The following is an 18,071-nucleotide window of genomic DNA, read 5'->3' on the forward strand; positions in this document are numbered from 1 at the left end:
GGTGACCGACGCGGGGGAGTCTGTTCCAGTTCCCCAGTACTATCGCAAGGCAGAGCTCAGGCTCAAGAGGTTGCAGCGAGCCTTGTCTCGCAAGAAGAAAGGGTCAAACCGCCTATGGCTAGTGACTAGTGGATAGTGACCAGTAGATAGTGAATAGTGACTATCCACTAACCACTATCTCAGCGCAAAGATTTTCATGACAAAACAGCGAACTGGCTGGTAAGCAAGGGCAAACATATTGGGTACGAAGCCCTGAATATCAAAGGTATTGCGAGGACGAAGCTAGCAAAATCTACCTATGATGCTGGGTGGGGACAATTTCTGCAAATGCTGGCAGTCAAGGCTGAAAGAGCTGGGCTGAGGGCGATTGCAGTGAATCCCAACGGCAGCAGTCAAAACTGCTCTCGGTGCGGTCAAAGAGTACCGAAAGCGGTTCAAGACAGGTGGCATTCTTGTTCCCATTGTGGGCTAGAACTAGGGCGCGACCACCATGCGGCCATCAACATCAAGCACAGGGCGGTGGGGCATCCCGTTCTTTTCGCGTCAGCGGGACGTAGTCCTTAAAGCGCAGGAAACGTCCTTTTCGCGCTAGCGGCGCGGAGCGCTTTGCATCAGCATGAGTGCGGGAGTATGTCACGACGGAAGGTGAGGCAGATGGGGGGCTGGCTCAGGCAAAACTGGCTGTGGCAACTGGGGAGAGCCCTTGTGGCTGTTTGGATCGGCTGGGCGGAGGGGAGCGCTGCCTGGGCGAGGGACATGGCGCCGGCTGCCCCTGGAGTCTCCTCTCCCCCTACTTTGCCCATCCCTTGGGAATGGGTGTACGACTTGCAGGAGCAAGCCCGGCAGCGGCAATGCACATTGGTTGGCCTGTTGCGCAGCGATCCCTTGCCGGCGCCGGATCCCCAGTGGCAGGTGTACACACGGCTAGATTTGGTGGCCACGCCTCAGGCTGGTCGGTTGACCAGTGTGTTGTTTGCCGAGAACACCCGTACTCGGGCCTTGCAGGTTATCTATCAAGCCTCAGGGTCGGTGTACGACCCCGTTGAGGCATTGGATTTTGCCATGATCCTGCCTCTAGCCTGGCAGGGGAACACTTTGCTGGCGCGGGAGTACGAAGGCTGGTTCCAGACCGATTTGAGCTGGGATCGGGCGGTGGTCTGGCCTTTGCCCACTGGCTCGACAGGGATCCCACCGGTGCAAATCTGGGATCCGCCGCCGGCGCTGGGGTATGCGCAGCTGCTGGGCTGGGATCCCCAGGCGCGAGAGCGGGTGCTGTTTGCGGTGGCCGATAGCCTTGGAGAGATGCCCCGCTTGGTGAGCGTGGGCCCAGACCGCCAGGTGTTGCTGCGAGCGCCTGCCGTTGCCCTTTCCCCAACTCCCTCTTCTCTACAGGGGTGGCAGGAGATCCGGCCCAAGGGGGGAGAGCCTCTCTGCCACCAAAGCCGTTTTGGGCTGGAGCAGGGAGGGGAAAATGAAAAATTAAACTGAGATGCAGAAGCCTGTGGGAGCGACAACCATGTCCAAACCGGTGGTGCGGCGGGGCTGGCCTCTGGAGGCCTTTGTCGGGGATGTAATCGTCTGTACCCTAGAGGGATCCCATCTGGATCAGGTGACGGAAATCCGAGTCAGCCCGGCGGGTAAAGGGATCCGAGTCAGCTTTGGGGATCCCTTGGGACGCTCTAAGGAACCGGTGCAGGCCAACGCCGAGGCGCTGACGGTTACCTTTGAGATCGATCCCAGCACCTACCCTGGCGAAAAGCGCATTGAGCTGATCTCGCCGGCAGGGCCCAGCGATCCCCTGCCGTTTTTGGTGATGATGTAGAGGCGCGCAGAAAAGAGCATGACTCTAGTCAATAATAAGCTCAACTATACTGAAAATAATGTATAATATGTTCAGTACGGATTACTACCAGTTGATCTTTCTGTTTACTTTCGAGTCTGCCAACATGGTAGCCAAAGCAAAGCAGAAAATTGGTAGTAAGACGACACGGAAACTGCGCTTTGGGTATTCTACTCAAAGCTTTGCGGGATACCGCCATTCTGTTTGGACTCCGTCCCGCTAACGCGAATGGAAACAAACAGAATGCTATCGCTGCATAGTTGAACAGTGATGTTCAGCAGTGTTCAGCGTAAATGTATCAGGAAGTGGGTCATGCCGTTTGTGATTGCCCCGACCGACGTGGGCGTGCTGGTGCTGGGGGCGAGCCTGTTGCTTTTGGCCGGGGGTTGGGCCTGGTGGCTGCGGCGGCAGAAGCGTGCTGCCTCCCCAGAATCTACAGCCGTTTCGCCGGCCCCGGCGGTTGACCCATCTGCCCTTTCGGCGGAACAGGCGGCTCAACTACAGCCCTTCGAGCAGGCGGTGGGAGATCAGCCGCAGGATCCCATTGCCTGGTACAACCGCGCCACCACCCTCGACCACCTGGGGCAAGCCCAAGCTGCCCTGGCCAGCTACGACCGCGCCCTGGAGCTGAAGCCGGATTTCCCCGAAGCCTGGAACAACCGTGGTTCTCTGCTGGACGATCTCGGTCGCCATCAAGAAGCTCTGGCCAGCTATGAGCGGGCTCTGCGGCTGAAACCGGATTTTTTTGAGGCCCGCTTTAACCAGGCCAACACGCTGCGGCAATTGGGCCGCTACGAAGAAGCCCTACGTGCCTACGAACGGGCCCTTGCCCTCAGCCCCCACAGCCCGGAAACGTGGTACCTGCACGGGCTAACCTTAGCCTCTCTGGGACGGTGGCAGGGATCCCTAATCAGCTACGAGAAAGCCCTCGCCATCAACCCCGTCGATGCTCAAGTTTGGCAGAGTCGGGGGCTGGCTCTGTTTCACCTAGAGCGCTACGCCGATGCTCTGGCCAGCTACGAACGAGCCCTGCAACTGGGCTCCGAATCGGCCTCTCTCTGGGCCGGCCATGCCCTTGCCCACCACCGCCTCGGCAACCCGATGGAGGCCCTCAACAGCTATGACCGTGCCCTGGCGCAGGATCCCAAACGCCCTCAGATCTGGGTGCAGCGCGGCCTGGTGCTGATGGACTTGAACCTCTACGAGCTGGCCATCCAGAGTTTTGATCGGGCCCTGCAGATGGATCCCAGCAATGCCGAGGCTCACTACGCCAAAGCCTGCTGCTACGCCTGGGAAGGCCAAGTGCCTCAGGCCCTACAAGCTTTGGAGCAAGCCCTACGCCTGGAGCCGGAACGCTACCGCCCCTTGCTCTCCTCTGAGCCCTATTTCGACCTCATTCGCGAGGAGCCGAGTTTTGCATCCTTTTTGGCAGCCCTTGCCGGCACGGATCCCCCCAAGAACCCCCCGCCGCTGTCACGAACAGCCTCTTGACGTTCTCACCTCCCAGAAGGAGAGGAGAGGCTGGAATGCACAGGCTGTTTCACCGCCAACCTGACCCAATCACCAATAACCACGAGAGCACGCCAACAACAGAAATCCGGCAATTTCGTTGGGTCTTACGGGAAAATTGCGCTCTTTTGCCGAGGAAACCCGCCGATTTTCCGTGGAGATGCTGTTGCTTGGGTCAAGAAACCTGGTCAAACTAAGAACGTTCCAGCTCTTGGCAAATCTCAACAGTGTCCGGTTGTGCTTCTAACGCCATCCCTGTAGCCCTGTAGCACCTGCTTGCGCAGGGTCTGGCTGGGCAAAAGCGTCTCTTGACTGGATGGGTGTTGGTTATGGGTGGGATCCTCAACCTTTGAATGGTTTTCGAGTTCCTTGAGTGCTGGTTCTACAGTTATTTTCGGCAAATCGGTAAAGTGGTTGTCTATGATAACGGCCCCTCGCCTGACCTCTCCCAAGAACTCCGTCTCCCTCGGCGGCCCCCCCTCCATTGCCTTTGGCCAAGACCGGATTCCCAGCCGCATGTGGATCTATGGCATCTAGTGAGGATGTTAAAGCCCGAACTGCCGAACTGTTGCGGCTGTACCACCAGAATCGCGATCCAGCCCTGCGCAACCGGCTGGTGGAAATGAACTTGGGCTTGGTGCGCAAAGAGGCCCACCACTGGCGCAACCAATGCAATGAGGGGTACGACGACCTGGTGCAAGTTGGCTGTTTGGGTTTGATTCAAGCTATCGAACGCTTTGACATCAGCCGAGGCCTGGCTTTTAGCTCCTTTGCCCTGCCCTACATTCGCGGAGAAATTCAACACTACCTGCGGGACAAAAGCCCCACCATGCGGATCCCACGCCGCTGGACGACCCTGCAAAGACAAGCCAAGAAGGTGATTGCCCGTCTGCGGCAAGAGTTGGGCCGTTCTCCCTCTGAGGCCGAGGTGAGGGAAGCCCTGCAACTGACGGAGCAGGAATGGCGAGAGCTGGAGCTGGCCCAACAAAACAGCCTTTTGCTCAGCCTGGATGCTCCGATTCAAACTGAGGAAGACAGTGTTGCTCTGGGGGAGGTCGTTCCGGATCAGCGCTACCGCAGTTTTCAACTGGCTGAAGAAGATCGTATTCGCCTACAACATGCCTTGGCTCAGCTGGAGGAACGTACCCGCAAGATTTTGGAATTTGTCTTCTTCTATGACCTCACGCAAAAAGAAACGGCAGAGCGGCTAGGGATCAGCGCCGTTACCGTTTCCCGCCAAGTCAAAAAGGGGCTGGAACGCCTGGCTAAGTTGTTGAATCAAGATATTTTTTGAGATACAGCCCGTTACAAATTAAGGGATATAAAAGGCTATAAAAATCGTGTTTCCGAGGCTTGACCCCAGTGAGGTTTAGAACAAGCAGGTTCATAGTCATTCCAGACTCGATTGAGATACTCCCGCCGCTGCCCAGACGCTCCGCGCCGCTTCCCCCAGCCCCTCCAGAGGGAGAGGGGAGTTAGAGAGCAATGGAACGGAGATGTTTCATTCCTGTTGAAAATGACCATACAGGTGTATCCCATAACCCCTTAGTAGACTGTACTTGAGCCGACGCAATTGGCGGTGACTTTCCACCCAGTAGAACGGCAGGGGCTCTGTACTGCGACAGGTTGATAGACTGATGGGAAATTGATGAGAATATTTGATGAACAGAGAAAACCGCTCTTCTCGGAATCAACCCTTGGTGCCCCGCGGTTTCAAACCTAAGCTGGGTCAGAACTCGGTGGGCAGGGATCCCTTCTTCCAATGCCAGCCCAACCGGCAAAGTCCAGAGGGAATCAGCTTGGCCCCCTATGTGCGCACCTTGCCCTTGGTTGTCGATGCCATGCTGGATTTGGCCCAGGTGGGGAGCGAGGATACTCTCTACGACTTGGGCTGTGGGGATGGCCGCATTCTCATCCGGGCGGCGCAGCGCTTTGGCACACAGGGCATGGGAGTGGATATCGACTCGGAGCGCATCCTGGAAGCCCAACAGCGGGCCCGAGAAGCCCAAGTTCAGGATCGAGTTACTTTTCTCCAGCAGGATCTGCTCACTCTGGACTTAACCCCGGCGACGGTGGTGAGCTGCTATTTGCTGCCCCGCTCCCACCTGCTGATCCGAGACAAGCTGCGCTCCCAGCTTCGGCCCGGCGCTCGTCTGGTCACCCACTCCTTCGACATGGGAGATTGGCTCCCCACCGCCACCACCACTGTATCGGATGTTATCAACACCTACACCATCTATCTCTGGCGAATCTAACCCTGGGGATCCCAGGCCGTCGCTTCCTCAAAAGCAGCAGAGGGCTGGTGCAGCACAATCCGGTTGCCATCGGGATCCCGAAAATCCACCTCCTGTCCATGAAAGGCTTGCCGCAGGGGGGAAATGGAGATCTGATAAGCTTCCGCCAACCCCTCCAGTGTTGTCAGGGATCCCTGTAAATCCTGCACCTGTAGGCAGAGGCTCACCGCTTCGGTTTGGGCACCACCATCGAGATGACGGCTGCCGAGATGACGGCTGCGATAAAGGCCCAGCCGCAACCCTGGCAGACGAAACTCTACGTACACCGGATCCCCCTCTGTCGGGAGCTGGACTTGGGGAGAGATCCCCAAGAGATCCCGATAGAAGCGTTGTAGACGAGGCAAGTCCAGGGTAGCCACGCTAACCAAGGCACCAGAGAGCTGCATCGCAACCGCCAAAAGACCGGGTTGGTCTATCTTAGCTAAACTGCCGAGAAGCCCCGCGCTGTACCCGCAGGGTGAGCGTCGGGAGGATGTCACTCAGCTCCAACACCACGCGAGTCTGGGTGGCGATGTCGGATCCCACCGTCTTGCCCTCCGGATCCAGGGCCAATGTGCCCGAGATGTAGAGGGTATTTTGCCCACCTTCACGCCGGGAGAATAGGGGGCGATGGCCGGATAGCCGGCTGGAGCAATGGCAACCTTAGGCACGAGGGATCCCGAATCACAACAGGATTGCACCTTAGCGGCGAATTCGATCTTCCACAGCTGGCTGGGATACAGCTACAGCCGGTTTCTCTGGAGCAGATTCCCACTCTTCGGGGGAGATTCTCTAGCAGAACTAGACTATAGTAGGTACCAAAGCTTGCTGCTTCTTCCCAAGTCAAGACTGGAGCGACTTACCGTGGGGTTCTTCAGCCGATTTTCCCGTGATATGGGCATTGATTTGGGCACTGCCAACACTCTGGTCTACGTGGCCGGGCGAGGCATTGTCCTGCAAGAGCCCTCTGTGGTCGCCATCGACCAAAACACCAAGCAACCCCTGGCTGTGGGGGAAGATGCCAAAAAAATGTTGGGCCGTACCCCCGGCAACATTGTAGCGGTGCGTCCTCTGCGAGATGGGGTGATTGCCGATTTCGACACGGCGGAGATGATGCTAAAACACTTCATCCACCGCGTACACGAGGGCCGGTACCTGATTGCTCCCCGCATTGTGATTGGGATCCCCAGCGGTGTGACTGGGGTGGAGCGACGGGCGGTGATGGAAGCCGCTCTCCAAGCTGGGTCGCGGGAGGTGTATTTGGTGGATGAGCCGGTGGCAGCAGCAATCGGGGCCGGGCTGCCGGTGCAAGAGCCCACTGGGAACATGATCATCGACATTGGCGGCGGCACCACTGAGGTAGCCGTCCTCAGTTTGCAGGGGATCGTGCTGAGCGAGTCGGTGCGGGTAGCGGGAGATGAGCTGAGCGAGGCCATCGCCCAGTACATGAAAAAGGTTCACAACCTCACCATCGGGGAGCGCACCGCTGAAGAGATCAAGATTCGGATTGGCTCCGCCTACCCAATTCAAGAGGAACTGACCATGGAAGTGCGCGGGTTACACCTGCTCTCGGGTTTACCCCGTACCGTCACGGTGAAGAGCACCGAAATTCGCGAGAGCATGGCCGAGCCCCTCTCGGTGATTGTGGAAGCCATTAAGCGCACCCTGGAGCGCACTCCACCGGAATTGGCTGCCGACATCATCGACCGAGGCATCATGCTGGCCGGGGGAGGAGCCTTGCTCAAGGGTCTGGATGCCCTGATCAGCCATGAAACCGGGATCTTGGTTCACATTGCCCCGGATCCCCTCAGTTGTGTGGTGCTGGGTACAGGGCGAGTTCTAGAGGATTTCAAAACCTTGGGTCGAGTGTTGAGCGGCAGCTTCAAGGGCTAGAGGCGCTTCTCCCTCTCCCTGATTTCCTGATTTGAGGTGTGAGTCGAGTGGGTCGGAGAGGTATTGCTTGAATCGGCTACGCCAATGGTGGAGGCGCTACGGCTTGGGGTTACTCCTGTCTGCTTTGGCGATGGGGGCAGCGCTGGGCCTGCGCCAAACCCAGGGATCCCTATTGGTGGAATTGTACAGTTGGATCACTGCTCCAGCCCGTCCGCCTGTGGATCCCGCTGCGGTGCTCAGCCAGGCCGCTAACCGTGAGCTGCAAGCCCTGGTAGCCGAGTTGCAGTACCAAAACCGCGAGCTGAAGCGACTGCTGCAATTTACCGAGCAAATGCCCCAAGCGGGGATCCCAGCAGCCGTGGTGGGTCGCAGCGCCGATCACTGGTGGCAACAGCTCACCCTCAGCCGCGGCAGCCGGCATGGAGTCAGGGTGGGAGATGTAGTCATGGCGCCGGGCGGGTTGATCGGGCGAGTTGAGTCGGTCACGCCCAACACCAGCCGAGTGCTCCTGATCAGCGATCCCACCAGCCGTGTCGGGGTAATGCTGAGTCGCAGCCGACACATGGGCATCCTGAGGGGTACGGGCACCCAGAGTGCCATTTTGGATTTTTTCGACAAGGCCCCCAAAGTAGAGGTGGGGGATGTGGTGGTGACCTCGGGCCTGAGCAGCTTTTACCCAGCCGGGGTTGTGGTGGGAACGGTTCGAGCGGTCAACTTGGATGCCAGCCCTGCCCCTCAAGCCACTGTCGAACTGTCGGCGCCGCTGGGTCTCTTGGAATGGGCCTTGATCTACCGCTATGCTCAACCCTCTGATTCCTAAGCTTAAGTCTCACCTTAACTGGCTGGTGACTGTCCTGTCGGGATTGCTGGCAGCAGTGGCCCCTTGGTGGCGAGGGCCGGGCTTGGAGCTAGCAGGCTTAACCCCAGATTGGCCCTTGATCTGGGTGGTGTGCTGGAGTGTGCGGCGCAAAGCTTGGCAGGGGGCTGTTGCCGGGGTCACCCTGGGTTTTCTGCAAGATGCGCTGACCAGCCCTTGTCCTACCCATGCGCTGGGGCTGGCTGTAGTTGGGATCCTCACCGCCAAGTTGCAAAAACAACGCTACATGCAAGAAGACTTTATCTCGGTGGCCTTGATCGTTTTTGGTATGGTGGTGATCGCCGAAACCCTGATGGCGCTGCAGTGGATGTGGCTTGCCGCCTCCCAGGGATCCGAGGGCCTGGATCCGGCGGGAATGCAAACTTTGCTGGATGGATTGGGGAACTCCCTTCACTCTTTCGGCAGCATCGGCGGCGATGGCCCCCGTTCTCTGGAGAGCATCTGGTGGAACCATCAACGCAATGCCCTCACGTCTGCTATTTTAAGTAGCCTCTGGGCACCCGCTTTGTATTGGCCCCTCAGCCGTTGGTGGCAGTCTCAAGAGCGGGATCCCAGAGAGATTTAGCCTTTGGTTTTGTGGCAAATCATCCTACCTTTCGGTTAAAACTTAGGCCAAAGCAGAGTATGTCCCTTGGCATTTTTGGCAAGAAAGAACTCTCGAGGCGGCGGGAGCCGGTTTGCCGACTGTCTCTGACCTCCCACATGTTGGCGCTGTGCTGAGAGGCCCCAGACAAAGTCAGAAAAAGCGACAATCCGGAAAATTCTTCGTTGGGGAGCAATTTTGGCCTAAAATGAACCCCAGGACTGGGATATAAGCCCCATCTTTTTCAGACAGCTTTGGGCTAATGTCGCGCATCTCAATCAAAAAGTCAAAAGCATAGGAAGCGCAGGCGACGTCAAGGCTGACCTTGTGGCAATTGCACTTAGAATTTGACTTAGAGCAATCATTGGGAGGGATCCATGCCGCATACAATTGTCACCGATATCTGTGAAGGTGTGGCCGACTGTGTAGAGGCTTGCCCCGTCGCCTGCATCCACCCCGGCGATACCAAAAATGCCAAAGGCACCGACTACTTTTGGATTGAGTTTTCCACCTGCATCGACTGTGGCATCTGTTTACAGGTCTGCCCCGTAGAAGGCGCTATTCTGCCGGAGGAAAAGCCGCATCTGCAGCGAGTGCCCCGCTAATTCCAGGGAAGCATCCCTGGCCACACGCCGGGATTCAACGAGAATTACAATCATTTCAATTCCAACCAGGACGCTGCACCCACACCTAGAACGTTAGTCGCGTCTTCGCGTCGTCGTGTCAGCGTTGCGGAGCAATAGCGTTGCGGTTCCCGTCAGGGTGCCGTAGGCATAGCAATAGCGTTGCGGAGCAACAATACGCAGAACCGGAAGGCTTTTCAAGGACTCCGTCCCGCTGGCGCGATCAGTAGCCCAGGCGTCTCACCTTAACCTGAAACAACTATAAGCTTTAGCCCAAGGAAGCCAAAGCAACGACGCTGCTGGTCAGCCAGCTCAGGGCCAAGATCCCCCCCAGGAAAGCCAATGGGATCAGGCCCACCAGGCGCCACCACTCCAAATCCAGCGCTACAGCTACTGCCCGCACCTGCCAAACCACAAACCACAGCAGAGCTGACAAGCCCAGCAGGGATCCCACCACCCCACCCAACGATTGAGCAGGCCCCAGCAGCAGCCACGGCAAACCGGCAAACCCCGTCAAGCACAGCAGCGCTGAAAAGGAAGGGACAGCCCGACCCAAACAAAAGGCCAGCAATTGCAACAAAGCCGCCAAACCCACCCAGCCCAGGGATCCCATCAGCACCGCCAGCACCATGCTCGGCAGGCTTACCCCAGAGCGGCGAATCGCATCCAGGACGTTGAGCAGCCCCACCACCCCAAAGGCTTGCCAGAGAACAGGCTGTTCCCGCAACGCCCGAAAGGTGCGCTCCGGCAGAAACCAAGCGCCGTAGATGTTGTCTAACCAGGAACCAAGCATGGCCGGCAACAAGTCAAGCTATCTTTCATCCTAGCCCTTGGTGAGCACTTGACGGGCACACCCCAAAAATGGGGTATGATTGGGAGAGGATTCTGCGGCGTTGGTGACTGCCGTTATGTTTTTGCGATCTATACCCTTCGACAATTAGGATGGGAAGTGGATGTGAGAGCAGTAGGCCAAACTTGATTTGGAAACTATCGACAATCATCCCCGGTATCCTATACTGGATTTTCCAGGTCGAAAACCACGGTAAAACGGCGCAACAGTATCCTCAAAAAAGCCCTCGAAAGGGGGCCTTTTTGTTGTTTGGATATTGTCGGATATTGTCAATGCTGCAGTTAATGGGTATTGCTCTGGCGCTGGGCTCCATCCTTTAGTCGAGCTTCTGGGCACTGGTCTACGTCTTGCTGCAGGGCAGCCAAGTCTGTCTTTCGCTTGCGGGTCTTGACTTTTGTTGTCGTGAGGTCTGCTCGGCTCAGCCAGCGATAAACGGTTGCACAAGTGACATAACTCCCGCACTCATGCTGACGCAAAGCGCTCCGCGCCGCTAAAGCGAGAGAGTGCGAGCTTCAAGGACTCCGTCCCGCTGACGCGAAAAGGACGGGATGCCCCACCGCCCTGTGCTTGATATCTGTAGCAGCTGCTGTTTTTATCATCGTTTATTTCAGCGGTTCTAGGTTCACGGCAGGTTGACAGCAGCTACGGTTTTTGTTGCCGCCGATCTAGTTAGCTTTGCTAACTCTACCTCAAGTTCTGGGGGAAGTTGCGCCTGTGGAGATTCCTCTGCCGGGGTTGAGTCAAAAGCTCAGCTAGGTAAGGGTCGTAGAAGCAGGAAGCAACCGGTTGTTTAGTTCATCCTAGGGGGAGAAATAAACGACCATGAGTTGCAGAACGGTCAACAGGAGAGTTGCTCCCACCATCAAACTCCCCCAAATCCATACAACCTGTCGCAGCAGTCCCAAGCTTTCCCGCACCACTTGCGGGGTCAAGGGGCGAGCTGGGATCCCCAATTTGGGTTTCACCTTCGGGATCCCCTGATAGAAATTGGTTCCTCCCAGTTGGATCTGCAGCCGCCAGGCAAAAGCTGCTTCGCTCCACCCCGAATTGGGGCTGGGATCCGCTTGCGCGTCCTGACGACACCGCTGCCAGAACCCCCAAGGATCCCGGCTGAGCAGCGCCAGCGTGAGCACCGTCAGGCGGCAGGGCAGCCAAGTCAGCCCATCCTCACAGCGGGCCGGCACTGTGCCCAAATGGGTGAAAGGGGGGTGGCGGTAGCCCACCATCGAATCCAGCGTGCTGCTGGCCTTGTAGGCTAGGGCCAAGGGCGCCCCTCCCAAGAAGGCGTAGAACAGAGGGGCAGTTGCTCCGTCGGGGGTATTTTCGGCCACCGTCTCAATCAGCGCCCGCAAAATCTCCGATGCCGTCAGGTGCTCTGTATCCCGCCCCACGTAGCGGCTGAGCCGTTGACGGGCCTCCGGCAGATCCTCTTTTTCCAAGGGATCCAACACCTCCAAGGCGGCAAAGCGCAGGCTGCGCCCTCCCAGACAACTGGCCATGAGGGTTACCTGCATGAGGATCCCTGCCCAGGGATGGATGGTATTGCCGATGGCGACCAGCCCCCAGCCTATGCCGTAGGATCCCCCCACCAAAGTTAGGGTGAGAACTGCCCCGCCCCACTGTTGTGCTCGCGGAGTTGAGCAGTGCTTGAGGATATAGCCTTGCCCCCAGGCAATAACAGCCCCCATCACCCGCACCGGATGAGGCCAACCCCAGGGATCTGCCAGCAGGTAATCCAATACCAAAGCTGCCGCCAGCACCAGCCCGGCAGTTGGTTGGGCCGGGAAAAACAGCGATGACTCCATCCCGCCAGCAGGCTCAAACCACAAATCCACTCTCCTGATCCTGAGCCGCTTGCCAGCTCCGGGCATCAAAATACAGATCTTCCAGAGTGGTTTCCTCCAACACCTGCTGCACCCGTCGAGCGATCCGCTGCCACAGGGCTTCCGTCACCCAGTCCAGCCGCTCCGCCGAATACACGGCTGTGGCGTCAGAACTCTCCACAAGAGGATGCAGGGATTCTCCCACCGCCGCCAAAATGGCGCTGATCGGGATCCGCCGCGGTGCCCGTGCCAGCCGGTAGCCTCCCTGGGCCCCCCGTTGGGAACAAACCAAGCCGGCCTGGCGCAACTCAATCAGCAACTTTTCCAGGTAGGGAGCTGGGATCCCCTGTCGCTGAGCAATGGCCCGCACCGAAGCCATTTGCCCGGAGCCGAGCATCGCCAGATCCAACAAAGCTTTGATGCTATAGGTGGCCCGCGTTGTCAAGCGCACCGGGATCTCTCTCCGCAGCACTTCTCGATCCTGCCATAGGACTCCGTCCCGCTGACGCGAAAGGACTCCGTCCCGCTGACGCGAAAGGACTCCGTCCCGCTACCGCGAAAGGCAGATGCTTGGGTATCGGGGCACCGGCCAAGAGAGGTTAATCTGGGGATCCGAGGCGATCTCTAATTGCTCTAATTGGCTATTGTCTGGTTATCGGCAGCTCAGCCTTGGAGCTCGGGATGGAACACCCCACCGCCAGCCTTTACTTGGTGGCCACCCCCATCGGCAACCGCGAAGACATCACCCTGCGGGCGCTGCGGGTTTTGCGGGAAGTGGACTGGGTGGCGGCAGAAGATACTCGCCACTCCGGCCAGCTTCTTAAACATTTTCAAATCTCCGCCCGCCTCATCAGCTATCACGAGCACAACGCTGCCCAACGGATCCCGCAACTCCTGAAGTATCTGTCGGCGGGCCAGTCGGTGGCCCTGATCAGCGATGCCGGCACTCCTGCCATCTCCGATCCGGGAGAAGAGTTGGTGCGCGCCTGCATTCAGGCCGGGATCCCGGTGATCCCTGTGCCGGGGCCGGTAGCTGCTGTTGCCGCCTTGACCGCTTCGGGCCTGCCTACAGGACGATTCGTGTTCGAGGGATTTTTGCCGCTTAAACCCAGTCAGCGACAGGCCCGCCTGCAACAGTTGGCCCAAGAAGAGCGCACCGTCGTTCTCTATGAAGCCCCCCATCGCCTGCGCCAAACTCTGCGGGATCTGCTGGATCACTGCGGCCCAGAGCGGCAGATCGTGCTGGCGCGGGAGCTGACCAAGCTGTATGAGTCCTTCTGGCGGGGATCCCTGGCAGCAGCTCTGGAGCACTGCGCTGCTCAGCCGCCCCGAGGGGAGTTCACCCTCTTGCTTGAGGGATATGTGGGTGCCGTTCCCAGCCCTAACCCTGCCAGAGGCGGGACGGAGTCCTTGAATGGGCGGGGAGACAGTGAATCGGAAGCGGAAATTCGTCAAGAAATGGCCCGATTGCTGGCCGAGGGCCTATCCCGCTCCGCAGCCAGCCGCCGGTTGGCCCAGCGTTTACAGGGATCCCCCATCTGGACGCGGCGCCGCCTTTACAATCTATCCTTGCAGCTTGAGCCGCTCTCCAGTTCTGGCGGGACGGAGTCCTTTTCTGAGTACGTCAGCGCTCCACATTGTTTCCAAGACAACAGCGAGACCGAGTCCTGAGGTGTTCGCGTTAGCGGGACGGAGTCCTATGGCACGGATTTTGTTGGTGGACGATGAAGTGGAGTTGGCCGATTCTCTGGCCCAGCAATTGAGGCGAGAGGGCTACACGGTGGACGTGGCCTACACGGGGGGGCGAGCCTGGGAACTGCTGCAAAAGACGGGATCCCTGCCCTACAATCTGCTGGTCTTGGATTGGATGTTGCCGGAGCTCTCCGGGCTTTCCCTCTGTCAGCGGGTGCGGCAGGTGGATGGCACCACTCCCATCCTGTTTTTGACCGCCAAAGATACCCTAGACGACCGGGTGGAAGGGCTGGATGCCGGGGCAGATGATTACTTGGTAAAGCCGTTTGAGCTGCGGGAACTGCTGGCGCGGGTGCGGGCCCTCTTGCGGCGGGCCACCGGCCCTGGAGAAGGGATCCCTCGCCTGCAGGTCGGGGATTTGGAGCTGGATCGGGAGAACCAGGTGGCCTACCGGCAGGGGCGGATGATCCACCTCTCCCAAAAAGAGTTTCGCCTGCTGGAGTACTTTATGACCCACCCCGGCCAGTTGCTCACCCACGACCAGATCTACGAGCAGGTGTGGGCCGGAGAGGATCCCCCCAGCAGCAACGTCTTGGCAGCCCAGGTGCGCCTGCTGCGGCGCCGCCTCAGGTTGCCCGGGGCAGCAGAATTGATCCACGCCGTCTACGGCAAGGGCTATCGCTTTGGGCCTGTTGCCGAGAATCCCTAGGAAGAGGCCCAGAAGAGGCCCATCCTACAGTCCCGCAAGCTGTAGCTGTCCCGAACAGCAGCAAACCCCAAGCAAGCGACCCAACGGGGCCCTTCCCAACAGCTTGCTGGGATTCACAGCTCCCCTCTCCCAAGAGGAGAGGGGCAGGAGCGCTTGGGGCTCACTTGGACTTGAGTTTCTCGGCTTTCTCGATGGCCTCTTCGATGGTGCCCACCAAGTAGAAGGCTTGCTCCGGCAGATCGTCCAGTTCTCCCGACAAAATGCGCTGGAAGCCCTTGATGGTGTCTGCCAATTTCACATACTTGCCGGGGGAGCCGGTGAATACCTCCGCCACGAAGAACGGCTGGGACAGGAAACGCTCGATGCGGCGGGCGCGGGCCACCACCAGCTTGTCCTCTTCCGACAGCTCGTCCAGCCCCAGGATGGCGATGATATCTTGCAGCTCTTTGTAGCGCTGCAGCGTTTGCTTCACTGCCCGGGCGGTGTTGTAGTGCTCTTCGCCCACAATGTCCGCCTGCAGGATGGTGGAAGAGGAATCCAGGGGATCCACCGCCGGATAGATACCCTTGGCTGCCAAGCTGCGGGACAATACCACCGTCGAGTCAAGGTGGGCAAAGGTGGTTGCTGGGGCCGGATCCGTCAAGTCGTCAGCAGGCACATACACCGCCTGCACCGAGGTGATGGATCCCTGCTTGGTAGAGGTGATGCGCTCTTGCAGGTTGCCCATTTCGGTAGCCAAGGTGGGCTGGTAACCCACCGCCGAGGGCATGCGGCCCAACAGCGCCGACACTTCCGACCCGGCCTGCACAAAGCGGAAGATATTGTCGATGAACAGCAGCACGTCCTGCTTGTTAACGTCGCGGAAGTACTCTGCCATGGTCAGGGCAGTCAGGCCAACCCGCATGCGGGCACCCGGTGGCTCGTTCATCTGGCCATAGACCAGCGCCACTTTGTCCAGCACACCGGATTCTTTCATCTCGTTGTAGAGGTCATTGCCCTCGCGGGTGCGCTCTCCCACGCCCGCAAACACCGATAGGCCAGAGTGCTCCTCAGCGATGTTGTGGATCAGCTCCTGGATGAGCACTGTCTTGCCGACGCCGGCACCGCCAAACAGGCCCACCTTGCCCCCCTTTTTGAAGGGGGCCAGCAGGTCAATCACCTTGATGCCGGTTTCAAAGGGCTCTGGCTTAATCGTCAAATCGACAAGTGGAGGCGCACTGCGGTGGATGGGGGCAAATTCTTGGGCTTGAACGGGCTCTCCTTGGTCAACCGGCTCTCCCAGCACATTGAAAATGCGCCCCAGGGTGGGCTGCCCGACCGGCACAGTAATCGGAGCGCCCGTATCCACCACCGGCATGCCCCGCACCAGGCCGTCGGTCGAGGACATGGCCACCGCACGCACGCGGTTATCCCCCAAAAGCTGCTGCACCTCAAAGGTGACGTTAACCTTCAGGCCGCTTTCGGTTGTGCCCTCCACCTTGAGGGCATTGTAGATTTCGGGCAGCTTGCCGCTGGGAAATTCGGCGTCGATCACAGGCCCAATGACCTGAGTGATGTAGCCAACATTGGTGGCAGTAGCGGTGGCAGTAACCATGATTGAGGCTCAGCTCCTTGTGTGCTCAGTTATCGACTCAGCAATGCCGGGTGTAAATCATTATCATCATACAAATAAAGGGATCCCAGTTGCTGCCGCACTTTTGCCTGTCCAGCCTATGGGGGATCCCCGGCAGAGTGGGCTTTTCTTCGCTACCCTAGAGCTAGGTAAGACAGGGGGTTGCCAGCGATGAGCCACTACGGAGGCCGTATTGCACAGCTCAGCTCCGTTAGGTTGGGAGGACGGCGTCGCTGCCCACGTCGCGGCCGGGCCCTACAACTGGGGATCCTTGGCTTCTTGCTGGGGTTAGGGGTGATGGGGGGAGCTTGGTGGTACAGCATCGGGCCCCGGCAAACCCTTTCCCTGTATTGGCTGACCAGTGCTGACAACTCTATTGACTACGTGCAGCAGGAGCGCAGGGTTCGCGCCTTTGACACTCAAGAAGCCATCCGCCTGGCCTTGGAGGAGCTGATTGCCGGCCCCCGGGATCCCCACCTCACCACGGCCATTCCCCCCCAGACGCGGGTGTTGGATGTGCGGGTGGAGGGCGACGATATTTTCCTCAACTTCTCCCCCGAATTCACGCAAGGGGGGGGATCCACGACGATGATGAGCCGGATTGCGCAGGTGCTCTACACGGCCACCAGCCAAAACCCCGGCGCCCGGGTTTGGATCTCGGTGGAAGGCCGTGCCCTAGAAGTGCTGGGGGGAGAGGGGCTGATCCTGGATCAACCCCTGACACGGGCCTCGTTTGTGCCCAGCTTTCAGCTGCCAGCGGAGCCGGCAACCCCGAAGGATTCCGCCCCGCTAACGGGGTCGCCAAAGCGTCGCCTAGCGATAACGGCTTCTTGAGACGGAAACCATGAGCTGGTTGCAGCGGGTGGGCAGCAGTTTTCTCCTGGCCGGCCAGGTGATTTTGCATCTGATGCGGGGTCGTATCCATCGCCGCAACACCCTGGATCAGCTTTCGGCGGTGGGTCTGGAGTCGCTGCTGATTGTTTTGATTACGGCGGTGGTGATCAGCGGTGTTTTCACCATCCAGTTGGCGCGGGAGTTCATCAACTTTGGCGCTTCCTCCCTAATTGGGGGAGTTTTGGCGATTGCCCTTGCCCGCGAGCTGACGCCTGTGGTGACGGCCGTGATCTTGGCCGGACGGGTGGGATCCGCTTTTGCTGCCGAGCTGGGCACCATGAAAGTCACGGAGCAGATCGACGCTTTGCTGTTGTTACGCACCGATCCGGTGGATTATCTGGTGATCCCGCGGGTGCTGGCTGCGGGGCTGATGCTGCCGGTGCTCACCATCCTCTCCCTGCTGACGGGGCTGGTGGGGGGGATGATCATCTGCGCTTCGGCCTACAACATCTCTCCTGCAGTGTTTCTCAACTCGGCGCAAACCCTTCTGAGCTCCTGGGATTTGCTCGTCTGTTGTTTGAAGGCGATGGTGTTTGGGTCTTTGATCGCCATTGTCGGCTCCAACTGGGGCCTTTCCACCAGCGGGGGAGCCAAGGGGGTGGGTCGCTCCACCACCGATGCAGTGGTTACGGCGCTGCTGGGCGTGTTTGTCACCAACTTCCTTATTTCTTGGCTGTTGTTTCAGGGGCCGGGGAGCGCCCTCAGCCGCGCGTTGTAGCCACTTCTGCTGTCCCGTTAGCGTTGCGGAGCAATAGGGAGAGAGCATGACTCTAGTCAATAATAAGCTCAACTATACTGAAATAATGTATAATATGTTCAGTACGGATTACTACCAGTTGATCTTTCTGTTTACTTTCGAGTCTGCCAACATGGTAGCCAAAGCAAAGCAGAAA

The 18,071-nt window shown here is 58.6% G+C and carries 20 protein-coding genes, 1 other RNA gene and 1 pseudogene; 15 read left to right on the plus strand and 7 right to left on the minus strand.

Translation table 11 applies throughout. The annotated features are described in order from the left end of the window. The 6 genes and pseudogenes from ACVWZU_RS12730 to ACVWZU_RS12755 form a co-directional block, all read left to right on the plus strand. Positions 1 to 564: pseudogene (locus ACVWZU_RS12730) on the plus strand (RNA-guided endonuclease InsQ/TnpB family protein); the annotation flags it as partial. 66 nt (positions 565 to 630) lie between these two features. Then, on the plus strand, positions 631 to 1,488 hold the full coding sequence (locus tag ACVWZU_RS12735; RefSeq protein WP_414342821.1) for a hypothetical protein: 858 nt from the start codon (positions 631 to 633) through the stop codon (positions 1,486 to 1,488). Between the two features lie 28 nt (positions 1,489 to 1,516). Next, positions 1,517 to 1,822: a hypothetical protein gene (locus ACVWZU_RS12740; RefSeq protein WP_011434047.1), complete on the plus strand. Its 306-nt coding sequence runs from the start codon at positions 1,517 to 1,519 to the stop codon at positions 1,820 to 1,822. Positions 1,823 to 2,152: 330 nt separating this feature from the next. Beyond that, the gene (locus tag ACVWZU_RS12745; RefSeq protein WP_457445260.1) at positions 2,153 to 3,331 is read left to right on the plus strand and encodes a tetratricopeptide repeat protein; all 1,179 of its coding nucleotides are present in this window, start codon (positions 2,153 to 2,155) and stop codon (positions 3,329 to 3,331) included. Positions 3,332 to 3,875: 544 nt separating this feature from the next. After that, positions 3,876 to 4,643 (plus strand): RNA polymerase sigma factor SigF, encoded by a 768-nt coding sequence (locus ACVWZU_RS12750; protein WP_041436760.1) that lies wholly within the window; start codon positions 3,876 to 3,878, stop codon positions 4,641 to 4,643. 367 nt (positions 4,644 to 5,010) lie between these two features. Then, positions 5,011 to 5,604 carry an SAM-dependent methyltransferase gene (locus ACVWZU_RS12755; protein ID WP_457445262.1) on the plus strand — a complete coding sequence of 198 codons (594 nt, stop codon included), beginning with the start codon at positions 5,011 to 5,013 and terminating at the stop codon, positions 5,602 to 5,604. Here the strand turns inward: ACVWZU_RS12755 and ACVWZU_RS12760 are convergent. Beyond that, positions 5,601 to 6,029: a VOC family protein gene (locus tag ACVWZU_RS12760; RefSeq protein WP_457445264.1), complete on the minus strand. Its 429-nt coding sequence runs from the start codon at positions 6,027 to 6,029 to the stop codon at positions 5,601 to 5,603. The two genes, ACVWZU_RS12755 and ACVWZU_RS12760, sit on opposite strands and share 4 nt — an antisense overlap. A 31-nt stretch (positions 6,030 to 6,060) precedes the next feature. Beyond that, positions 6,061 to 6,195 carry a hypothetical protein gene (locus ACVWZU_RS12765; protein ID WP_414342828.1) on the minus strand — a complete coding sequence of 45 codons (135 nt, stop codon included), beginning with the start codon at positions 6,193 to 6,195 and terminating at the stop codon, positions 6,061 to 6,063. A gap of 291 nt (positions 6,196 to 6,486) precedes the next feature. Here ACVWZU_RS12765 and ACVWZU_RS12770 point away from each other — a divergent pair, with 291 nt between their 5' ends. From ACVWZU_RS12770 to ACVWZU_RS12785, 4 genes are all read left to right on the plus strand, one after another. Then, the gene (locus ACVWZU_RS12770) at positions 6,487 to 7,515 is read left to right on the plus strand and encodes a rod shape-determining protein (RefSeq protein WP_011434052.1); all 1,029 of its coding nucleotides are present in this window, start codon (positions 6,487 to 6,489) and stop codon (positions 7,513 to 7,515) included. 67 nt (positions 7,516 to 7,582) lie between these two features. Continuing rightward, the gene (gene mreC / locus ACVWZU_RS12775) at positions 7,583 to 8,335 is read left to right on the plus strand and encodes a rod shape-determining protein MreC (RefSeq protein ID WP_414422513.1); all 753 of its coding nucleotides are present in this window, start codon (positions 7,583 to 7,585) and stop codon (positions 8,333 to 8,335) included. Beyond that, positions 8,313 to 8,957, plus strand: a complete 645-nt coding sequence (gene mreD, locus ACVWZU_RS12780; RefSeq protein WP_457445267.1) for a rod shape-determining protein MreD — start codon at positions 8,313 to 8,315, stop codon at positions 8,955 to 8,957. Before mreC ends, mreD begins: the two co-directional genes overlap by 23 nt. Positions 8,958 to 9,352: 395 nt before the next feature. After that, positions 9,353 to 9,580 carry an indolepyruvate ferredoxin oxidoreductase subunit alpha gene (locus tag ACVWZU_RS12785; protein ID WP_011434056.1) on the plus strand — a complete coding sequence of 76 codons (228 nt, stop codon included), beginning with the start codon at positions 9,353 to 9,355 and terminating at the stop codon, positions 9,578 to 9,580. 286 nt (positions 9,581 to 9,866) lie between these two features. On the opposite strand, the gene ACVWZU_RS12790 is transcribed toward ACVWZU_RS12785, so the two are convergent. After that, entirely contained in the window at positions 9,867 to 10,391 is a 525-nt protein-coding gene (locus ACVWZU_RS12790) for a YIP1 family protein (RefSeq protein ID WP_457445269.1), read from the minus strand. A gap of 86 nt (positions 10,392 to 10,477) precedes the next feature. Here ACVWZU_RS12790 and ssrS point away from each other — a divergent pair. Continuing rightward, positions 10,478 to 10,664: non-coding RNA, 6S RNA (ssrS, locus tag ACVWZU_RS12795), on the plus strand. Positions 10,665 to 10,729: 65 nt separating this feature from the next. Here ssrS and ACVWZU_RS12800 read toward each other — a convergent pair. The 3 genes from ACVWZU_RS12800 to ACVWZU_RS12810 all read right to left on the minus strand — a co-directional run bounded on the left by ACVWZU_RS12800 (position 10,730) and on the right by ACVWZU_RS12810 (position 12,722). Beyond that, complete coding sequence (locus tag ACVWZU_RS12800) at positions 10,730 to 10,924, minus strand: IS630 transposase-related protein (RefSeq protein ID WP_071818172.1); 195 nt, start codon at positions 10,922 to 10,924, stop codon at positions 10,730 to 10,732. A 324-nt stretch (positions 10,925 to 11,248) separates the two neighbouring features. Beyond that, a complete protein-coding gene (cbiB, locus tag ACVWZU_RS12805) occupies positions 11,249 to 12,253 on the minus strand; it encodes an adenosylcobinamide-phosphate synthase CbiB (RefSeq protein ID WP_457445271.1) in 1,005 nt (334 codons plus the stop codon). A gap of 13 nt (positions 12,254 to 12,266) precedes the next feature. Continuing rightward, complete coding sequence (locus ACVWZU_RS12810) at positions 12,267 to 12,722, minus strand: Rrf2 family transcriptional regulator (protein ID WP_414422532.1); 456 nt, start codon at positions 12,720 to 12,722, stop codon at positions 12,267 to 12,269. Between the two features lie 230 nt (positions 12,723 to 12,952). Here ACVWZU_RS12810 and rsmI point away from each other — a divergent pair, with 230 nt between their 5' ends. Both rsmI and rppA read left to right on the plus strand, forming a co-directional pair. Beyond that, the gene (rsmI, locus tag ACVWZU_RS12815; protein WP_457445273.1) at positions 12,953 to 13,942 is read left to right on the plus strand and encodes a 16S rRNA (cytidine(1402)-2'-O)-methyltransferase; all 990 of its coding nucleotides are present in this window, start codon (positions 12,953 to 12,955) and stop codon (positions 13,940 to 13,942) included. A gap of 28 nt (positions 13,943 to 13,970) precedes the next feature. Further along, positions 13,971 to 14,672 carry a two-component system response regulator RppA gene (rppA, locus tag ACVWZU_RS12820; protein WP_414409022.1) on the plus strand — a complete coding sequence of 234 codons (702 nt, stop codon included), beginning with the start codon at positions 13,971 to 13,973 and terminating at the stop codon, positions 14,670 to 14,672. A gap of 160 nt (positions 14,673 to 14,832) precedes the next feature. On the opposite strand, the gene atpD is transcribed toward rppA, so the two are convergent. After that, positions 14,833 to 16,266: a F0F1 ATP synthase subunit beta gene (gene atpD, locus ACVWZU_RS12825; RefSeq protein ID WP_414407185.1), complete on the minus strand. Its 1,434-nt coding sequence runs from the start codon at positions 16,264 to 16,266 to the stop codon at positions 14,833 to 14,835. A gap of 189 nt (positions 16,267 to 16,455) precedes the next feature. Here atpD and ACVWZU_RS12830 point away from each other — a divergent pair, with 189 nt between their 5' ends. Both ACVWZU_RS12830 and ACVWZU_RS12835 read left to right on the plus strand, forming a co-directional pair. After that, positions 16,456 to 17,118, plus strand: a complete 663-nt coding sequence (locus ACVWZU_RS12830) for a GerMN domain-containing protein (RefSeq protein WP_457445276.1) — start codon at positions 16,456 to 16,458, stop codon at positions 17,116 to 17,118. Positions 17,119 to 17,128: 10 nt separating this feature from the next. Then, positions 17,129 to 17,896, plus strand: a complete 768-nt coding sequence (locus tag ACVWZU_RS12835) for an MlaE family lipid ABC transporter permease subunit (protein WP_041436771.1) — start codon at positions 17,129 to 17,131, stop codon at positions 17,894 to 17,896. The last annotated feature ends 175 nt before the right edge of the window (positions 17,897 to 18,071 follow it).

The sequence above is a fragment of the Thermostichus sp. MS-CIW-26 genome, from assembly GCF_054059115.1.

Bases quoted from the DNA above. Each gene is read 5' to 3' on its own strand.
- ACVWZU_RS12735 (WP_414342821.1), top strand. From the start codon at position 631: ATGTCACGACGGAAGGTGAGGCAGATGGGGGGCTGGCTCAGGCAAAAC.
- ACVWZU_RS12740 (WP_011434047.1), top strand. From the start codon at position 1,517: ATGTCCAAACCGGTGGTGCGGCGGGGCTGGCCTCTGGAGGCCTTTGTC.
- ACVWZU_RS12745 (WP_457445260.1), top strand. From the start codon at position 2,153: ATGCCGTTTGTGATTGCCCCGACCGACGTGGGCGTGCTGGTGCTGGGG.
- ACVWZU_RS12750 (WP_041436760.1), top strand. From the start codon at position 3,876: ATGGCATCTAGTGAGGATGTTAAAGCCCGAACTGCCGAACTGTTGCGG.
- ACVWZU_RS12755 (WP_457445262.1), top strand. From the start codon at position 5,011: ATGAACAGAGAAAACCGCTCTTCTCGGAATCAACCCTTGGTGCCCCGC.
- ACVWZU_RS12760 (WP_457445264.1), bottom strand. From the start codon at position 6,029: ATGCAGCTCTCTGGTGCCTTGGTTAGCGTGGCTACCCTGGACTTGCCT.
- mreD (WP_457445267.1), top strand. From the start codon at position 8,313: ATGCTCAACCCTCTGATTCCTAAGCTTAAGTCTCACCTTAACTGGCTG.
- ACVWZU_RS12785 (WP_011434056.1), top strand. From the start codon at position 9,353: ATGCCGCATACAATTGTCACCGATATCTGTGAAGGTGTGGCCGACTGT.
- ACVWZU_RS12790 (WP_457445269.1), bottom strand. From the start codon at position 10,391: ATGCTTGGTTCCTGGTTAGACAACATCTACGGCGCTTGGTTTCTGCCG.
- cbiB (WP_457445271.1), bottom strand. From the start codon at position 12,253: ATGGAGTCATCGCTGTTTTTCCCGGCCCAACCAACTGCCGGGCTGGTG.
- rsmI (WP_457445273.1), top strand. From the start codon at position 12,953: ATGGAACACCCCACCGCCAGCCTTTACTTGGTGGCCACCCCCATCGGC.
- rppA (WP_414409022.1), top strand. From the start codon at position 13,971: ATGGCACGGATTTTGTTGGTGGACGATGAAGTGGAGTTGGCCGATTCT.
- atpD (WP_414407185.1), bottom strand. From the start codon at position 16,266: ATGGTTACTGCCACCGCTACTGCCACCAATGTTGGCTACATCACTCAG.
- ACVWZU_RS12830 (WP_457445276.1), top strand. From the start codon at position 16,456: ATGAGCCACTACGGAGGCCGTATTGCACAGCTCAGCTCCGTTAGGTTG.
- ACVWZU_RS12835 (WP_041436771.1), top strand. From the start codon at position 17,129: ATGAGCTGGTTGCAGCGGGTGGGCAGCAGTTTTCTCCTGGCCGGCCAG.